Genomic DNA, 14,814 nt, shown 5'->3' on the forward strand with positions numbered 1-14,814 from the left:
GCTCACGCTAATGGCCGAACTGTTCCTTGCGCACGCGCAGGGCGCGCGCGGTGGCGTTGGCATCAAGGCCGGCCAGCCACTGTTGCGGATCCTGCAAGCGCCCGTCCCGGGTGACCTCGAAATGCAGATGCGGCCCCGTCGCCAGACCGGTGGCACCCACGGTGCCGATGGCCTGCCCTGCCGTGACGGCCATGCCGGTCGTCAGCGTGACCCGGTCGAGATGGGCATACAGCGACGCGACGCCAGCGCCGTGGTCGATGCGGACGGCCTTGCCAAGGCGCGCATCTTCGCTGACGCTGGCGATGCCGTCGGCCGCCGCATGCACGGGCGTGCCGCGCCTGGCGCCCAGATCGATGCCGCGATGGCCTTGCGGCGTCAACTCGCGCACGACGCCAAAGAAGCCGGTCACGCGCATGCTGTCCAGGGGATTGCGCAAGAGAGCTGGCGCCGTCGCCGGCGCAGCGAGCATGCTTGCCGGCGCGGCTGCCACGGCCCACGCCAGTGCCGGCTGCAGCGCCAGGCTGGCCGCGCCGATCGCGCACAGCAGCAGCGCCGTCAGCACCCGCAAGGCCGGAGGTGGGCGACCCTGGCCGTCACGCATGCGCAGCAGGCGCTCGGCCATGCTGCCGCCGCCAAAGGCCAGCCCCGGCAGCGGTTGTGCCTGCAGGCCCAGTTGCCTGACCAGCGCCGCCGCATATTGCTGGCGCTGGCGCGGGGGCCGGCCAGCCAGTACCTGGCGGTCGCAACCGAGCTCTTGCGCCCAAGCCAGCTGGCCGGCCAGCCAGCGCGCGGCAGGATTGAACCACAGCAGCGCCTGCAGGACGGTGGCCAGCAGCCGGAGCACGGGGTCGCGCCGGCGTGCATGGGTCAGCTCATGGGCGATCACCAGTTGCTGCTGTTCCGGCGTAAATTGCGCCAGGTGCGCCGGCAACAGCAGACGCGGCCGCCACACGCCCACCAGCATCGGCGAGATCGGCGCCGCCACTTCCAGCACATCCATGTCATGCAGCCGACGGCGCCGCGCAAGCCGCAGCAAGGTGCGCAACATGGCGTGGCCACGCCGCCAGCGCCAGACGGTCCAAGCGACGCCCAGCAGATAGATCAGGCACCAGGCGGACGGTACCAGCACCAGCCACGAAGCAGCGGATGGCAGCCCGGCGGCTGGCGCAGCCATGGCCAGCTGCACGCCGGGCGCCGCGCCGGCCAGGGAAACGGGCACGCTCAGTTCGGGCACCACGCTCAGTTGCCGCGTGTCAGGCAGCAGCGGCAGCACAAACACGGCGACCAGCACGAGCTGAGCACCCAGCCACACGCTGCGCTGCGCCGCCAGCGCGGGCCAGCGCCGTTGCGCCAGACTCAGCAAAGCCCACAGCAGCGGACCGGTCACGAGACAGGCGACGCTGGCCTGCAACAGCGTGAGGGAAAACAGCAGCATCGCTTATTCCTTTCCCTCGAGCGGCCAGTCCTGCAGCAGTTGCTCCAGCGCCGCCAGTTCCTGCTGATCCACCAGTTTGCTGCCCGTAAACATACTGACCGGCAAGGGACTGTCGATTTCCATCACGCGCCGGCCAAAGTCGTGGGCGAACGCTGCCAGGGTGGCCACCTTGTCCACGTTCGCTTCATACACGAGCACGCCGTGCACGCTGCGCTGCAGCAGCATGCCCTTGTCCAGCATGCGTTCAAGCGTCTTGCGCGTGGATGAAAACGACCATCCCAATTCTTCTTCCACCCTGGCGTGCAATTCACGCGCGGATAGCGGGTGGTCTTTCCACAAGGCTTTCAATAACGACAGTTCGGTGACGGAGGGCGTGCTCATAGTGCATCCTTTTAGTGACTATTGACGCAATTATGCGACAAGAGTCACACACACGCAAGCGCTATGTGCGACAGCTGTCGCATGCACTAAAACGCCTCCCGCGCGTCTTGCGCTCGGGCACGGCATTTCCAGGTGGCGGCGAAAGGCCGCCTTGCCCGTGATCACGTCGCCGCTGCCCCGTTTCCCTATCGTATAGCTCAGGCTTTCCAGGACGGCAGCGCGCCTTGGCCTGACTTTTCTTTACTTGCGACATTGCAAACCTGAAACAAAACAGGCGCGTTTTTGCCAGGCTGTTATACTTCGCGTGTGCGGCACATATGACCAGTCCCCTTGCCGCTGTCTTTCGACCCCTAATCTGATTGCCTGCGACTGGCGCCTCACGATGGCGACAGGCCGATCTCACAATAAAGTTACCATGTCCTTTTCCTCCCTCGGATTGTCCGACGCTATCGTACGTGCCGTTACCGAACACGGCTACACCGTGCCGACCCCGATCCAGTCGCAGGCGATTCCCGCCGTGCTGGCTGGCGGCGACTTGCTGGCCGGCGCACAAACCGGTACCGGCAAGACGGCCGGCTTCACCCTGCCCGTGCTGCACCGCCTGTCGACGGACGCCAATGGCGCATCCATCACCAGCAACACCTCGACGCGCCCTATCCGCGCCCTGATCCTGGCCCCGACGCGCGAACTCGCCGCGCAGGTCGAGGAAAGCGTGCGCGCCTACAGCAAGTACACCAAATTGAACTCGACCGTGATTTTCGGCGGCGTCGGCATCAACCCGCAAATCAAGCAGCTCAAGCATGGCGTCGACATCCTCGTCGCCACGCCGGGCCGTTTGCTGGACCACATGGGCCAGGGCACGGTCGACCTGTCGAAAGTGGAAATCCTGATTCTCGACGAAGCCGACCGCATGCTCGACATGGGTTTCATCCGCGACATCAAGAAAGTGCTGGCCGTACTGCCGCCAAAACGCCAGAACCTGCTGTTCTCGGCCACGTTCTCGGAAGAGATCAAGGCCCTGGCCGACGGCTTGCTGAACAAGCCAGCCATGATCGAAGTGGCACGCCGCAATTCGACCGTGGAAGTGATCAAGCAAAAGATCCATCCGGTCGACCGCGACAAGAAGCACCCGATGCTGTCCTACCTGATCAAGTCGAACAACTGGACGCAAGTGCTGGTATTTACGCGCACCAAGCATGGCGCCAATAAACTGGTCGAACAGCTGGGCGCGGACGGCATCGGCGCCCTGGCCATCCACGGCAACAAGAGCCAGTCGGCGCGCACGCGTGCGCTGTCCGAGTTCAAGGATGGCACCTTGCAAGTGCTGGTCGCCACCGACATCGCCGCGCGCGGTATCGATATCGACCAGTTGCCGCACGTCGTCAACTACGACTTGCCGAACATTCCGGAAGACTATGTGCACCGTATCGGCCGCACGGGCCGTGCCGGCGCCAAGGGCGAAGCCGTGTCGCTGGTCTGCGTGGATGAGCACGAAATGTTGAAAGACATCGAAAAGCTGATCAAGCAAACCCTGCCGCGCGAAGTCATCGAAGGCTTCGAGCCCGACCTGAACGCTCGCGCCCAGCCTGTGCAATTGCGCAGCGGCACCGGTGGTCACCGCAACAACAGCCGCGCGCCAGCGGGCGCCGTCGTGCGCGTGAAAACCGGCGGCAGCGGCGCCAAGCCACGCAGCGCCGGCCCATCGGGCGGCGGTGGCGGCGGTAACCGCAGCGGCAATGCGCCGCGTTCGGCAGCATCGCACCGTTCCGGCGGTCGCGGCCGTTAATACCCGCGGGTAAGCGTATCGCAGCAATCAAAACCGTTCCAGAACTTGTTTCTGGAACGGTTTTTTCATGCCCGCCACCAATTGCCGATTTGGGCTAGGATAGTGTCCATTGCCCCCACCTGCGTGCCGCCATGCCGAACTTCGCTGCCAACCTCAGCATGATGTTTACCGAACTGCCCTTCCTCGACCGCTTTGCCGCCGCCAGGGAAGCGGGCTTCGATGCCGTCGAATTCCTGTTTCCCTATGCCGTCGAGGCGCGGCAGATTGCCATGCGGCTGGAGCGCCACCATCTGCAGCTGGCCCTCTTCAACTTCCCGCCCGGCGACTGGGAGCGCGGCGAGCGCGGCATTGCCTGCGACCCGCGCCGGGGCGAGGAATTCCGCGGCAACGTGCAGCTGGCGCTCAACTATGCGCTGGCGCTCGGAGCAAAACAGCTGCACTGCATGTCCGGCATCGTGCCGCCCGGCATGAGCCTGGAGCGGGCGCGGCAAAGCCTGATCGGCAACCTGCAATTTGCGGCCGACGCCTGCCGTCCGCATGGCATCAATGTGCTGATCGAGCCGATCAACCACCACGACATGCCCGGTTACTTTCTGAACCATAGCCAGCAGGCGGCCGACATCATCGCCGACTGCCAGCGCAGCAATATCTTCCTGCAGTACGACATTTATCACATGCAGCGCATGGAGGGCGAGCTGAGCAACACCATCCGCGCCATGCTGCCCCTGATCCGCCACATCCAGATCGCCGACACGCCGGGCCGTCACGAGCCGGGCACGGGCGAGATCAACTACCGCCACCTGTTCAAGCTGCTGGACCAGATCGGCTACGTAGGTTGGGTCGGCTGCGAATACCGTCCCGCCAGCGACACCGTTGCCGGACTGGGCTGGCGCGAGCAATTGACGGGCGCCTGATCGCAGCCTGCTTGCGCCCGCACAAGGCGGGTTGCGCAGGCCGGCACGACAATACCTTTCCATACAGTATTTCCTGTCGAGAGGTGACGTGTTTGCCATGCCCGCCCGCCATCGCCGCGCTCTTTACCTGCACCTGTACCTGAGCCTCTTCCTGGCTGCCGTGCTGTGTGGCTGCGCCACGGCGCGCCCCGAGCTGGCGCACGTGCGCGCCCTGGCGGCCGGCACCGATGCCTTGACCGCCTTCAGCGAACTGTCGCAGCGCCACGTGGACAGCTACCAGCGCGCGCGCCCCTATCTGTCGCCGGCCGAAGACGCGCGCGAACGCCTGCTCGATGCGCAGCGCCGCGCCGCGCAGGGGGACGCCGCGCGCCTGGCGCAAGCCGTGCGCCTGTACCTGCAGGCGCTGGGCCGGCTGGCCGATGCCGACGCGTATGACGTGCGGCCGGAACTGGCGGGCGCCGGCGCCGCCATCCGCACCTGGCCGGATAGCGGCATCGACGACCACCATGTCAGCGCCTATACCCAGTTGCTGCAGCAACTGTCGCGCCTGAGCAGCGCGGCCAGTCAGCAGGCGCACCTGGCGCAAGTGCTGCACGATGGCGACGCGCCGCTGCAAGCCTTGCTGGCCGCGCTCGACAGCTTGCTGGCGCTGTACGACAAAAGCGGCGACAACGAGCGCGACATGGTGCTCGGCCTGCTCGACGTGGAAATCGCGTATGCGGACACGCCGCAGCAGCGCCTGCTGGCCGTGCTGGCGAAAAACATGCAGCAAAGCAAAACCGAGGAATACCGCCTGGCTGGCTTGCGCCATACCCTGGCGCGCCGGCAACTGGCGGCACTGGGGCGCGAACACGCCCGGCTCGCCGCTACCCTCACCACCACGGAGGCACAATGGACGGATCGGTAGGCAGGAGCAGCAACAGCGAACGCCGCGAAGCGGCTCTCAGCAGCGCCATGCGCGTCGAGCAACTGGCCGACAGCCTGTCCCAGGCGGCCGTCACCCTGCACGGCGCCGTCATGCGCGCCATCCGCAAGCGCGCCAGCCAGGGGGCCGACGGCATCAGCCACAGCCAGGCACAAGCCGTCTTCGCCCTGGAAGTGGCCTTGCGCCAGCAAGCCAACCAGCTGTATGCCGATGCGGCCGGGCACACGGTGGCGGGCCTGGAGACGGCGCAGCGCCAGCTCAGCGGCCTGCTCGACACGGTACGCCTGCGCATCGCCCGCAACGACGACGTGCGGCACTGGATCAGCCTGGCGACGAGCTTGTTGCACCTGGGCAGCGCCGTGCTCGCCGGCAATCCCGAGCGCATCCTCAGCACCCTGGGCAAGGTGCGTGAGCGGCTGCAAGAGATGGCCCCGGAGTGATTGAAATCGGCCGGCGAGCGCCTATACTGGGACCTCCCCCGCGTGGCAATCGTGCCTGCGGGACGATGACCAGAGGAGACCAAGATGCGTATCGAACCGTATTTGCAATTCAATGGAAACTGCGCGCAAGCGCTCGAATACTACCGCCAGCACCTGCATGGCACGGACCTGTGCCTGATGCCATTCCGGGGCACGCCGGGCCAGGAGCAAGTCAAGGAAGACTGGTATGACAAGATCATGCACGGCTCCGTGCAGCTGGGTCCCACCATGCTGATGGGTTCGGACGGCGGCTGTACCGAGGATGGCGCCAAGGGCATGCACGGCAGCTCGATCTGCCTGACCGTCGATACGCCGGAAGAGGCGGAACGGGCCTTCGACGCGCTGGCGCGTGACGGCACCATCCAGATGCCCATGGAAGAAACGTTCTGGGCCAAGCGCTTCGGCATGCTGAAAGACCAGTTCGGCGTCGCCTGGATGGTCAACTGCCTGAAAGAGCCAGCATAGAACGGCCGCTGCCAGCCTGCGCCGCATCAAACGCGGCGCGGGTGGTAGCGCAAGCAGAGCCGCCAATCTTGGACTACCATGATGGAAGTAACCTCTACCGGGTGATGGCCATGAATGGATTGCCGCAAGACCAGTTGCAGCGCCTGCAGGGCGTGCTGGAGCAACGCAAGCTGGCGTTGCTGGAACAGATCGAGAACGAAGCGGCCGAAGCGGACGCGCGCGCCTCCTTGCTCAATGAAATCGAAGCCTCGCCGGCAGACAACGCCAGCGTGCGCACCTTGAACGCCCTCGTCAGCGAAGCGGCCGAACACAACCTGGCGCAGCTGGCCATCATCAAGCACGCGCTGGCCAAGTTTGCCGATGGCAGCTACGGCCTGTGCGACAACTGCGGCGAAGCCATCGGCCTGTCGCGCCTGAACGCCCGCCCCGAAGCACGGCTGTGCATCGATTGCCAGACGCGGCTGGAAAAAGCCCGGCGCCCGGTACCATAACGGCTGCATGACTGCGCAACAACAAAGGGCAAGGCATCGCTGCCCTACCCTTGTTTTCCAGCGTGACTGCCATTGCCTGCCGTCCGCCGCCAGCGTCTGTGCGCCAGCTGGGTGGACGGGTCTCCTCTACTGCCATTGCCTCTGTGCAAGCTGTACGCTTGCTTAACTCATGTGCTGTCCGCCATTGATGGCGATGTTCGCGCCCGTGACAAACGCGGCCTCGTCCGACGCCAGGTAAGCGACCAGGGCCGCCACTTCGTCCGGCTCGCCCAGGCGGCCCAGGGGAATTTGCGGCAGGATCTTCGTTTCCATGATATCGGCGGGCACGGCCGTCACCATCTGCGTGCGCAGGTAGCCGGGCGAGACCGTGTTGACGGTGATGCCGTGGCGCGCCACTTCCAGCGCCAGCGCCTTGCTGAAGCCATGCACGCCCGCCTTGGCGGCCGCATAGTTGCACTGGCCAAACGCGCCCTTCTGGCCATTGACGGACGAGATATTGATGATGCGGCCCCAGCGGTTGGCCAGCATCGGTTCGAGCACCTGCTTGCTCATGTTGAACAGGCTGTCGAGATTGGTGCGCATGACCTCGGACCAGTGCGGCAACTCCATCTTGCGCATGCTCTGGTCGCGCGTGATGCCGGCGTTGTTGACGAGCACGTCGATGCGGCCGAACTGCGCCAGCACGCTGGACACGGCTACGCTGCAGGCATCGAAATCGCTCACGTCGATGGACAGCGGATGAAAGTAATACTGCTGCGCCTGCTGCTCGTCGAGCCAGCTTGCCACCCGCGCATTGCCCGGCGTATGCGCGGCCACAACGGCAAAGCCCGCCCCATGCAGGCGGCGGCACAAGGCCGTGCCCAGGCCGCCCATGCCGCCCGTGACCAGCGCTACCTTTTGTTCCTTCATGACTGTCTCTCCCCGCTTGTTATGGTTGTTCTGCGTGGCACCAAGTGTAGGAGCAGTTTTTATTGCCAGCCTTGCGCCAGATCAAGTGCTCAGCCTGATGCAGTCGTGCGCGGCCGGCACCCCGGACTGTGCCAGAATGGCCGCTACTGCAAAGCGAGAGGACAAGCCATGACGTACAAGACCGTATTGCTCCACATCGACGACAGCGCCGGGCGCGCCGCCCGCATCGAAGCGGCGGCCAGCATCGCCCAGGCTTGCGGCGGCCACCTGACGGGTGTGGCGCTGACGGGCGTGTCGCGCCTGCTGTACCAGAACCAGCCCGACCTCGATGCCGACCCGAACCTGAGCTTGCACCTGAACTTCCTGCGCGACCGGGCCACGCGCGCCCTCGACGGTTTCGAGGCGCAAGTGCGCGCGGCCGGCGTCGCCTCGTTCGAACAGCGCGTGCTCGACGACGAGGCGGCGGGCGGCATCAGCCTGCTGGCCCGCTACGCGGACCTGGTCGTCATCAGCCAATACAATGCCAAGGATAAGTCGCCGTCCGTGATGCGCGACTTTCCCGCCTACGTGCTGCTGCATTCGGGACGTCCCGTGCTGATCGTGCCGTATGCGCCGCCGCTGCCCCTGCTGGCGCCGCCGGCGGCCGCGCGCAATGTACTCATATCCTGGAACGCCAGCAAGGAAGCGAGCCGCGCCGTGAGCGCCGCCCTGCCCCTGCTGCAGCGCGCCGGCCAAGTCCACGTGGCCATCTTCGACGCCCAGGTGCATGCCGCCGAGCACGGCGAACAGCCGGGTGCGGAACTGACGCAATACCTGGCGCGCCACGGCGTGGAAGCGCGGCTGCATTTGCTCGATGGCGGTGGCGTGCGGCGCGGCGATATCGGCGAAGCGCTGCTGTCGCAGGCGGCCGACCTGTCGGCCGACTTGCTGGTGATGGGGGCGTATGGCCATTCGCGCCTGCGCGAAACCATCCTCGGTGGCGTCACGCGCACGATTCTGCAAAGCATGACGATCCCCGTGCTGATGGCGCACTAGGGCGTATTGAAAGCGGCGGGCTAGCCGCCCTGCCAGGGCTGGCTGCGGATCTTCGCCACCTGGCGCTGCGCCAGCCACTGCCACAGCTGCAGCGCGTCGTCCTGCGGCAGGGCCGACATGTGGCGCGGACTGGCCAGGGCGATTTCGCAATCGCGGTCCGACCATTCCTCGAAAGTGACTTCGCCTCCGCTAGCGACCTCGACCTGATACATCAAGCCATCGTCGTAACCAAAACGCAACAGGACGGCGGCCGGGCTGCCATCCTGCGCCACGGCGCCGCCGCGGTAGACCTCGGCCAGCGCATCGGCCAGCTGTGCCGGCGAGGGCGCGCAGATGTCGCGCCCATCGGCCCGTGTCAGAATGAACCATGCCTGTGTCATGACGCGACCTCCTATTCATACCCGTTAGCATGCGAGGCAAGTACTACAGGCAGTCACCTTGGTCCAGTGTCACTTCGGGCGCGCGGAAACTATCCCTGTCGGCATTGTTTACCAATAATTACGAATACTAACAAGGATCATACCTAAATTTCATGCAGCGCGGAATTTATGCATATTCCGCGGCTGGCGCGCCGATTCACGCCACCAGTACGGGTATGCTGAGCGGATCGAAATCCAGCCAGTCGCCATTGGCGATCGTGCCTTCCGCTTCCTCAATGTGCTCGGCGCCGAGACGGTGCAAGGTCTCGAGCGCCCGTTCGCGCTCGTCGGGGCCACCGAGCGCGACGGCGATCAGCATGCCCGGATGGCGGGGCTGGCGGCGGTTTTCGCCATTACCCTCGCCATTTGCTTCGGGTTCGCCCGCGTCTTTCATTTTATTGAAACTGTAGAGCGAACCCACATGGGCGCCCACGAGCGCCCCCACCACCGGGCCCAGCGGCCCCGTCGCCAGGGTGGTGGCCGCGCCGATGCCCGCACCGACGGCGGCCCCGACGGCCGCGCCTTCCACTACGCCTTCCGGCGTTTCCTTGGCCCCAGGCGACATGTCGCGGTCGCCGCCAAGCGCGTGCAAATCATGCTGGCCCGGCTGGTTGACAAAGAAGGAACTGATGCGGCTGTCGGGAAAGCCCGCCTGGTTCAGGGCCGCGCGCGCGGCGTCGATCTGCTCCTGCAACTGAAAATGACCTGCGATGATGCGTGACATGATACGGCCCTCCTGGTCGGCTGCTGGCGCACCGTGCGCCGCTTGCCTGGCTAGCGTGCGCTTGCCGCCGGCGAAATACCGTTCGCTTGCGCACACAGCCGCCAATCATGCGGCTGCGCCGTACGGGCTACGGATATCGGACAGGAATTGTTGTGCGCGCAAAGCCCATTAGCTGTTCTAAGGCGCCAGCGCCTTCGTCTCGCCAGCGAGGCGGATGATCGCCGCTTTTGCGCCCACGGCGCCCGGATAGCGGGGATCGAGCCGCAGCGCCTGCCGGTAGGCCTCGACAGCCTGCGGGTGCAAGCCTTGCTCGACATAAAACTCGGCCAGGCTATCCTGCAGATTCGCGTCGCGCGGATGCAGGCGGACGGCGGCCTGCAGCACGGCCATGCCTTGCGCCACGGCGCCGCTGCCTTTCAAACGGTAGGCTTCCAGGTTCAGCGCCGCCGGGCTGGCCGCACCGAGCGGATCGCGCTCCAGCGCCAGGCGCAGGGCCGCGAGGGCCGCTTCCGTCTTGCCGGCGTGCAGCAGGGTCAAGCCTTGCAGCGCATGCGCACGGTCGCTGAGCGGATACAGTTCCACGGCCAGGCGGCTGGCCGCCAGCGCCGTATCTATCTCGCCGCGCGCGGCCGACGCTTGCGCCAGTTCCTGCAGCTCGGGCACGAAATCGGGATAGGCGCGCTGGCCACGGAAGGCCGTGCGCAGCTGGCTATCGAGCGCGGCGATGGATGGGGCCGCGGCCGGCCAGGCGATGGCGGCCGTGCGGTCCCAGCTGCCGGCCAGGGTCATGATGGCTTGCTCGAAGGCAGGGTCGAAACGGGGCAAGGCGCCGGCCTTTGTTCCTTGCGACAACAGGACATAGTCGCGCGCAAACGCCAGCGCGCCGCCACGCGCGTATTGATTCAAGTCGACGCCCGACTGGCGCAACTGCCTGGCCATGCTGGCGCCGGCCGTGAGAAACACGCGGCCACCTGCGGGATGGCGGGCCGCGTCGATGTAGGCGCGCGCCGCCCTGACATCGGGCGCCAGCGCTTGCCGGTTGATTTGCGTAAATGCTTCGCGCGTGGCGGCCGCATCGGCATACGGTTGATCCGTGCGCTCGGCGTACGCCCTGCCCTCTTCGAACAAGCCTTGCGCCACCTGGTACGCGCGCTGCGCGCCCGCATCGGCGATATACGTGTTCAGCTGCCACGCTTCGCCCGTGACGACTTCGAACAGGCGCTGCACGAACGCCTCGGGATTGACGCGCTCGAGGTTGGCGGCGACGGCAACGGTGAGCTTGCGCGAGGGAAAACTGTACAGATAGGTGACGGTCTCCGGCTGCTGGCCGCTGTGGGCAATCGCGTAGCGCCCGCCCGTCGGGACGACTTCCCAGCCCATGCCATAGTCCGTCAAGCGGCCGGCGCGCGTGGCCATCGGCTGCACCATGGCGGCCACGCTGGCCGCCGAGAGTATCTTGCCTTCATGCACGCCCCTGCCGAACGCCAGCATGTCGGGCACGCTGGCGCGCGTGCCGCCGGCGGAAAAGCGGCTGCTGATGTCGACGAATTCCGCATTTTTCCACTCCTTGCCGGCCAGCCGGTAGCCGCGCACGCGATGGGCGATCACGGCGTCGGGGTCATCCATCATGATCGTGTCCATGCCCAGCGGCCCCCATACGTGGCGCCGCATGTAGCCGCCATAGCTTTCGCCCGAGGCACTCTCGATGACGGCGCCCAGCAGGTTGTAGCCGTAGCTGGTGTAGCGGAAGCGCGTGCCCGGTTCGGCGATCAGGTCGAACTGCTCGAAGACGGCGATGGACTGGCGCGTATCCTTGTGCTCCTTGAAGTGCTTCTCCGCCTTGCTGTTACGGTAGGCGTCGATGCCGCCCAGGTGGCCCAGCAACTGGCGCACCGTCACGGGAAACGGTTTGACGGGGAAATACGGCACATACGTTTGCACGGGCGCATCCAGGTCGATCTTGCCCTGTTCCACCAGTTGCAGGATGGCCACCGCCGTCATGGGCTTGGTGACGGACGCGAGCCGGTAGCTGGACCGGGCTGTGGCCGGCACGCGGTTTTCCAGGTCCGCATAGCCATAGCCTTTGACCCATTCCACGTCGCCCTGGCTGAACCCGACGGTCACGCCCGGGATGCGTGCCTTGTCCATGCGCTGGGCGACCCAGCCGTCGAAATCGGCCAGGCGCGCGGCCAGAGCAGCGGAAGGAGCGGATGAGGGAGCGGCGGCGGCTTGCGCCGCGCCGCAGAACAGCGCCAGCGCGCCGGCGAAACCGTAGTATTTGCTGCTTTGCATAATTAATATTCCATGGTGAGGGCCGTGTCCACAGCACGGCGCTGATGCATGGTAAGTGTCTTTTACACACTGTTGGCGGGCCGTGCACGAAATGCACGTGGCCCGCATGAACGGCACCGAAGTGGATGAAAATGTTGCAAAGGGTTGGCAAATGAGCAGCTACAATGCCCGCCATGCCCTCCTGCTTCCGCTACCTGCTGCTGTGCTGCCTGGCCTTGCCCTCTTTCGCCATGGGCATGGACAGGCTATCGCTGGCCGAAGGCTGGCGCGCCTGCGGCACAACGCGCGCCACGCCCGCCGCCTCGCTGTACCAGCTGCTCAAGCCGGGCCTGCTGCTGTGCGTCGAGCGCGACCTCACCGTGGCCGCCACGCCCTCGTCGACGCAGTTGCTGGTGCTGTCGGCGCTGGCTTCCAGCGAAGTCTGGCTCGATGGCATATTAATCGGCAGCAATGGTCAGCCAGCCCGCCAGGCCAGCGGGGAACGCGCGGGCGACATCGATTTCGCCGTCCACCTGAGGCCACGGCAGTTGGCCATGGGCAAGCATCACCTGCGCCTGCTGCTGTCGACGCAGCAGGCGCCTGAACGCCTGGCGTCGCCACTGTACGCGCTGTACCTGGTCGACCGGCAAGACTACCGCGCGGCGCTGGCCTGGTACCGGCTGCCGCCGCTGCTGCTGGCCGGCGCGCTGGGTGCCGTCGCCCTGCTGTTTCTCGCCTTGACGGCGCTGTACCAGCGGCAGCGGCACTGGGCCATGTTTGCCGCGCTGTGCCTGGTGGCGGCGCTGCTGCTGGTGGTGGAACTCTGGCGCAGCGTTGCCGGCTATGCCTACCCCATGCATTTGCCGCGCCTGTACGCCGTCAGTGCCCTGACCTGGCTGTTTTCCGCCTTGCTGCCTCTGTATTTTTATACGGCATACCGGCTGCCGCGCTGGCCGCTGGCGGCGGCCCTGCTGCTGGCGGGCATCGCGCTGGCCAGCGCACTGCCCGCGCATTTCAACTCGCGCTGCTGGTCGATGTTCTTGACGGGCCTGGCAGCGAGCCTGGCGCTCAACCTGGGCGCCCTGTGGCGCCGCCTGCCGGGCAGTCTCGGCGGCACCTTGATCGCGCTGGCCTCGTGCGCCCTGTTCCTGCTGACGGGCAGCCAGTTTGCCGAAGGGGGCTTCGCCCTCATCGTGTGCTTCATGCTGCTGCCCCTGTGCGCGCAACTGCTGGCGCAGCTGCTGCGCGAACGCAGCAAGGCGGCACGCGCCCAGCAGCTGGAAAACCAGCTCTTGCGTAAAAGCATGCAACCGCATTTCCTGATGAATTCCCTGAGCCTGATCAGCGAACTCAACGCGCAATCGCCACAGGCGGCCGAATCCTTCATCGAGGCGCTGGGCGCCGAATTGCGCATGCTCAACGAGTTCGCCAAGCAACCCAGCATCGCCCTGACGCAGGAACTGGCCCTGTGCGAGAACTACCTGAGCATCATGGGCACGCGGCTGCAGCAGCCATGCAGCCTGCAGCTCGATGGCGAGGCGGCGGGCATCACCGTGCCGCCCGCCACCTTGCTGACGGCGCTGGAAAATGCGTTCAGCCACAACCGCTACCGCCACGGCGCCACCTTTATCCTGCGCATCGCATACCATGCGCAAACGCACGTGCTCACCCTGATCCTGCCCGAAGGCGAGACACGCCAACATGCGGGCGGCGGCGTGGGCGAACAATACATCCGCAGGGGGCTTCGCCCTCATCGTGTGCTTCATGCTGCTGCCCCTGACCAGCCTGCACGCCGTGTTTGGCGATGCGGCCCGCTATGAGCGTGAATATGCCAGCGAACAGCAGCAACCAGGCTGGCGCCTCACCTTTACCTTGCCGGCGGCGCCATGAATGTGTTGATACTGGAAGATGAACCGCTGATCGCGCAAGGCCTCGAACGCGAGGTGCGTGCACATTTCGGCGCGCGCCTCAGCAATCTCGTGCTGCATGACAATCTCCCGCAAGCGCTGGCCGCGCTGGCCCAGGAACAAGTCGACTTGCTGCTGCTGGACTTGAACCTGCATGGCGCGGACGGCTATGACTTGCTGCGCCTGGCCCAGACAGCCCCGTTCCAGACCATCATCGTCTCGGCCCACGCGGAACGCTCGATCACCGCCTTCGAATTCGGCGTGCTCGACTTCGTTGCCAAACCTTTCAGCCGCGAACGCCTGCACAAGGCGCTGCAACGCTATACGGGGCGGCATACGGAAGCGGCCTCGCTGGCTGTGAAAAAACGGGGGGCGCTGGAATGGATCGCCATGGCCGACATCGACCATGTGCAAGCCGATGGCCACTACAGCAATATCGTGCTGCGCAGCGGCGAACAGTGTTTTCATGACTTGGCCATCGACAAGCTCATGGCCCTGCTGCCGCCCCACTTCCTGCGCGTGCACCGCTCCTACATCGTCAACAGCCTGGGCTTCAAACGGCTGCAGATCGCGGCGGGCGGCAAATACGCGCTCGACACGCAGACCAGCACGGGCATCCCCGTGTCGCGCAGCAGTTATCCCGCGCTGAAACGGCGGCTGCTGGGCTGAACGC

The 14,814-nt window shown here is 65.8% G+C and carries 15 protein-coding genes; 9 read left to right on the top strand and 6 right to left on the bottom strand.

Features of this window, described 5'->3' with window-relative positions:
• Positions 1 to 7: 7 nt before the first annotated feature.
• Positions 8 to 1,435, bottom strand: a complete 1,428-nt coding sequence (locus tag KO538_RS21775) for a M23/M56 family metallopeptidase (RefSeq protein ID WP_219329624.1) — start codon at positions 1,433 to 1,435, stop codon at positions 8 to 10.
• A 3-nt stretch (positions 1,436 to 1,438) separates the two neighbouring features.
• Positions 1,439 to 1,816, bottom strand: coding sequence for a BlaI/MecI/CopY family transcriptional regulator (locus KO538_RS21780; protein ID WP_219329625.1), 378 nt, complete (start codon positions 1,814 to 1,816; stop codon positions 1,439 to 1,441).
• 415 nt (positions 1,817 to 2,231) lie between these two features.
• Between KO538_RS21780 and KO538_RS21785 the strand changes: the two genes are divergently transcribed.
• From KO538_RS21785 to KO538_RS21810, 6 genes are all read left to right on the top strand, one after another.
• Positions 2,232 to 3,602 carry a DEAD/DEAH box helicase gene (locus KO538_RS21785; protein WP_034758850.1) on the top strand — a complete coding sequence of 457 codons (1,371 nt, stop codon included), beginning with the start codon at positions 2,232 to 2,234 and terminating at the stop codon, positions 3,600 to 3,602.
• Between the two features lie 131 nt (positions 3,603 to 3,733).
• A complete protein-coding gene (gene otnI, locus KO538_RS21790) occupies positions 3,734 to 4,516 on the top strand; it encodes a 2-oxo-tetronate isomerase (RefSeq protein ID WP_219329626.1) in 783 nt (260 codons plus the stop codon).
• A gap of 97 nt (positions 4,517 to 4,613) precedes the next feature.
• The gene (locus KO538_RS21795; RefSeq protein WP_219329627.1) at positions 4,614 to 5,423 is read left to right on the top strand and encodes a hypothetical protein; all 810 of its coding nucleotides are present in this window, start codon (positions 4,614 to 4,616) and stop codon (positions 5,421 to 5,423) included.
• Positions 5,408 to 5,881, top strand: coding sequence for a hypothetical protein (locus tag KO538_RS21800; protein WP_051992001.1), 474 nt, complete (start codon positions 5,408 to 5,410; stop codon positions 5,879 to 5,881). The genes KO538_RS21795 and KO538_RS21800 overlap by 16 nt, the downstream gene beginning before the upstream one ends.
• Before the next feature lie 84 nt (positions 5,882 to 5,965).
• Positions 5,966 to 6,385: a VOC family protein gene (locus tag KO538_RS21805; RefSeq protein ID WP_034758858.1), complete on the top strand. Its 420-nt coding sequence runs from the start codon at positions 5,966 to 5,968 to the stop codon at positions 6,383 to 6,385.
• Positions 6,386 to 6,495: 110 nt separating this feature from the next.
• Positions 6,496 to 6,876 (top strand): TraR/DksA family transcriptional regulator, encoded by a 381-nt coding sequence (locus tag KO538_RS21810; RefSeq protein WP_257620495.1) that lies wholly within the window; start codon positions 6,496 to 6,498, stop codon positions 6,874 to 6,876.
• A gap of 162 nt (positions 6,877 to 7,038) precedes the next feature.
• Here the strand turns inward: KO538_RS21810 and phbB are convergent, their stop codons facing one another.
• Positions 7,039 to 7,785 (bottom strand): acetoacetyl-CoA reductase, encoded by a 747-nt coding sequence (gene phbB / locus KO538_RS21815; RefSeq protein WP_219329628.1) that lies wholly within the window; start codon positions 7,783 to 7,785, stop codon positions 7,039 to 7,041.
• Positions 7,786 to 7,953: 168 nt separating this feature from the next.
• Here phbB and KO538_RS21820 point away from each other — a divergent pair, with 168 nt between their 5' ends.
• A complete protein-coding gene (locus KO538_RS21820; protein WP_034758861.1) occupies positions 7,954 to 8,820 on the top strand; it encodes a universal stress protein in 867 nt (288 codons plus the stop codon).
• 20 nt (positions 8,821 to 8,840) lie between these two features.
• Here the strand turns inward: KO538_RS21820 and KO538_RS21825 are convergent, their stop codons facing one another.
• The 3 genes from KO538_RS21825 to KO538_RS21835 form a co-directional block, all read right to left on the bottom strand.
• Positions 8,841 to 9,200 (bottom strand): hypothetical protein, encoded by a 360-nt coding sequence (locus KO538_RS21825; RefSeq protein WP_034758862.1) that lies wholly within the window; start codon positions 9,198 to 9,200, stop codon positions 8,841 to 8,843.
• Positions 9,201 to 9,396: 196 nt separating this feature from the next.
• Positions 9,397 to 9,963: a glycine zipper domain-containing protein gene (locus KO538_RS21830; protein WP_034758864.1), complete on the bottom strand. Its 567-nt coding sequence runs from the start codon at positions 9,961 to 9,963 to the stop codon at positions 9,397 to 9,399.
• 177 nt (positions 9,964 to 10,140) lie between these two features.
• Positions 10,141 to 12,255, bottom strand: coding sequence for a serine hydrolase domain-containing protein (locus KO538_RS21835; RefSeq protein ID WP_219329629.1), 2,115 nt, complete (start codon positions 12,253 to 12,255; stop codon positions 10,141 to 10,143).
• A 164-nt stretch (positions 12,256 to 12,419) separates the two neighbouring features.
• Here KO538_RS21835 and KO538_RS21840 point away from each other — a divergent pair, with 164 nt between their 5' ends.
• Both KO538_RS21840 and KO538_RS21845 read left to right on the top strand, forming a co-directional pair.
• Positions 12,420 to 14,054, top strand: a complete 1,635-nt coding sequence (locus tag KO538_RS21840; protein WP_219329630.1) for a histidine kinase — start codon at positions 12,420 to 12,422, stop codon at positions 14,052 to 14,054.
• Positions 14,055 to 14,120: 66 nt separating this feature from the next.
• Positions 14,121 to 14,810: a LytTR family DNA-binding domain-containing protein gene (locus tag KO538_RS21845; protein ID WP_219329631.1), complete on the top strand. Its 690-nt coding sequence runs from the start codon at positions 14,121 to 14,123 to the stop codon at positions 14,808 to 14,810.
• The last annotated feature ends 4 nt before the right edge of the window (positions 14,811 to 14,814 follow it).

The organism is Janthinobacterium sp. NKUCC08_JDC (assembly GCF_019345575.1).
Taxonomy (GTDB): Bacteria; Pseudomonadota; Gammaproteobacteria; order Burkholderiales; family Burkholderiaceae_D; genus Janthinobacterium; species Janthinobacterium aestuarii.

Bases quoted from the DNA above. Each gene is read 5' to 3' on its own strand.
- KO538_RS21775 (WP_219329624.1), bottom strand. From the start codon at position 1,435: ATGCTGCTGTTTTCCCTCACGCTGTTGCAGGCCAGCGTCGCCTGTCTC.
- KO538_RS21780 (WP_219329625.1), bottom strand. From the start codon at position 1,816: ATGAGCACGCCCTCCGTCACCGAACTGTCGTTATTGAAAGCCTTGTGG.
- KO538_RS21785 (WP_034758850.1), top strand. From the start codon at position 2,232: ATGTCCTTTTCCTCCCTCGGATTGTCCGACGCTATCGTACGTGCCGTT.
- otnI (WP_219329626.1), top strand. From the start codon at position 3,734: ATGCCGAACTTCGCTGCCAACCTCAGCATGATGTTTACCGAACTGCCC.
- KO538_RS21795 (WP_219329627.1), top strand. From the start codon at position 4,614: ATGCCCGCCCGCCATCGCCGCGCTCTTTACCTGCACCTGTACCTGAGC.
- KO538_RS21800 (WP_051992001.1), top strand. From the start codon at position 5,408: ATGGACGGATCGGTAGGCAGGAGCAGCAACAGCGAACGCCGCGAAGCG.
- KO538_RS21805 (WP_034758858.1), top strand. From the start codon at position 5,966: ATGCGTATCGAACCGTATTTGCAATTCAATGGAAACTGCGCGCAAGCG.
- KO538_RS21810 (WP_257620495.1), top strand. From the start codon at position 6,496: ATGAATGGATTGCCGCAAGACCAGTTGCAGCGCCTGCAGGGCGTGCTG.
- phbB (WP_219329628.1), bottom strand. From the start codon at position 7,785: ATGAAGGAACAAAAGGTAGCGCTGGTCACGGGCGGCATGGGCGGCCTG.
- KO538_RS21820 (WP_034758861.1), top strand. From the start codon at position 7,954: ATGACGTACAAGACCGTATTGCTCCACATCGACGACAGCGCCGGGCGC.
- KO538_RS21825 (WP_034758862.1), bottom strand. From the start codon at position 9,200: ATGACACAGGCATGGTTCATTCTGACACGGGCCGATGGGCGCGACATC.
- KO538_RS21830 (WP_034758864.1), bottom strand. From the start codon at position 9,963: ATGTCACGCATCATCGCAGGTCATTTTCAGTTGCAGGAGCAGATCGAC.
- KO538_RS21835 (WP_219329629.1), bottom strand. From the start codon at position 12,255: ATGCAAAGCAGCAAATACTACGGTTTCGCCGGCGCGCTGGCGCTGTTC.
- KO538_RS21840 (WP_219329630.1), top strand. From the start codon at position 12,420: ATGCCCGCCATGCCCTCCTGCTTCCGCTACCTGCTGCTGTGCTGCCTG.
- KO538_RS21845 (WP_219329631.1), top strand. From the start codon at position 14,121: ATGAATGTGTTGATACTGGAAGATGAACCGCTGATCGCGCAAGGCCTC.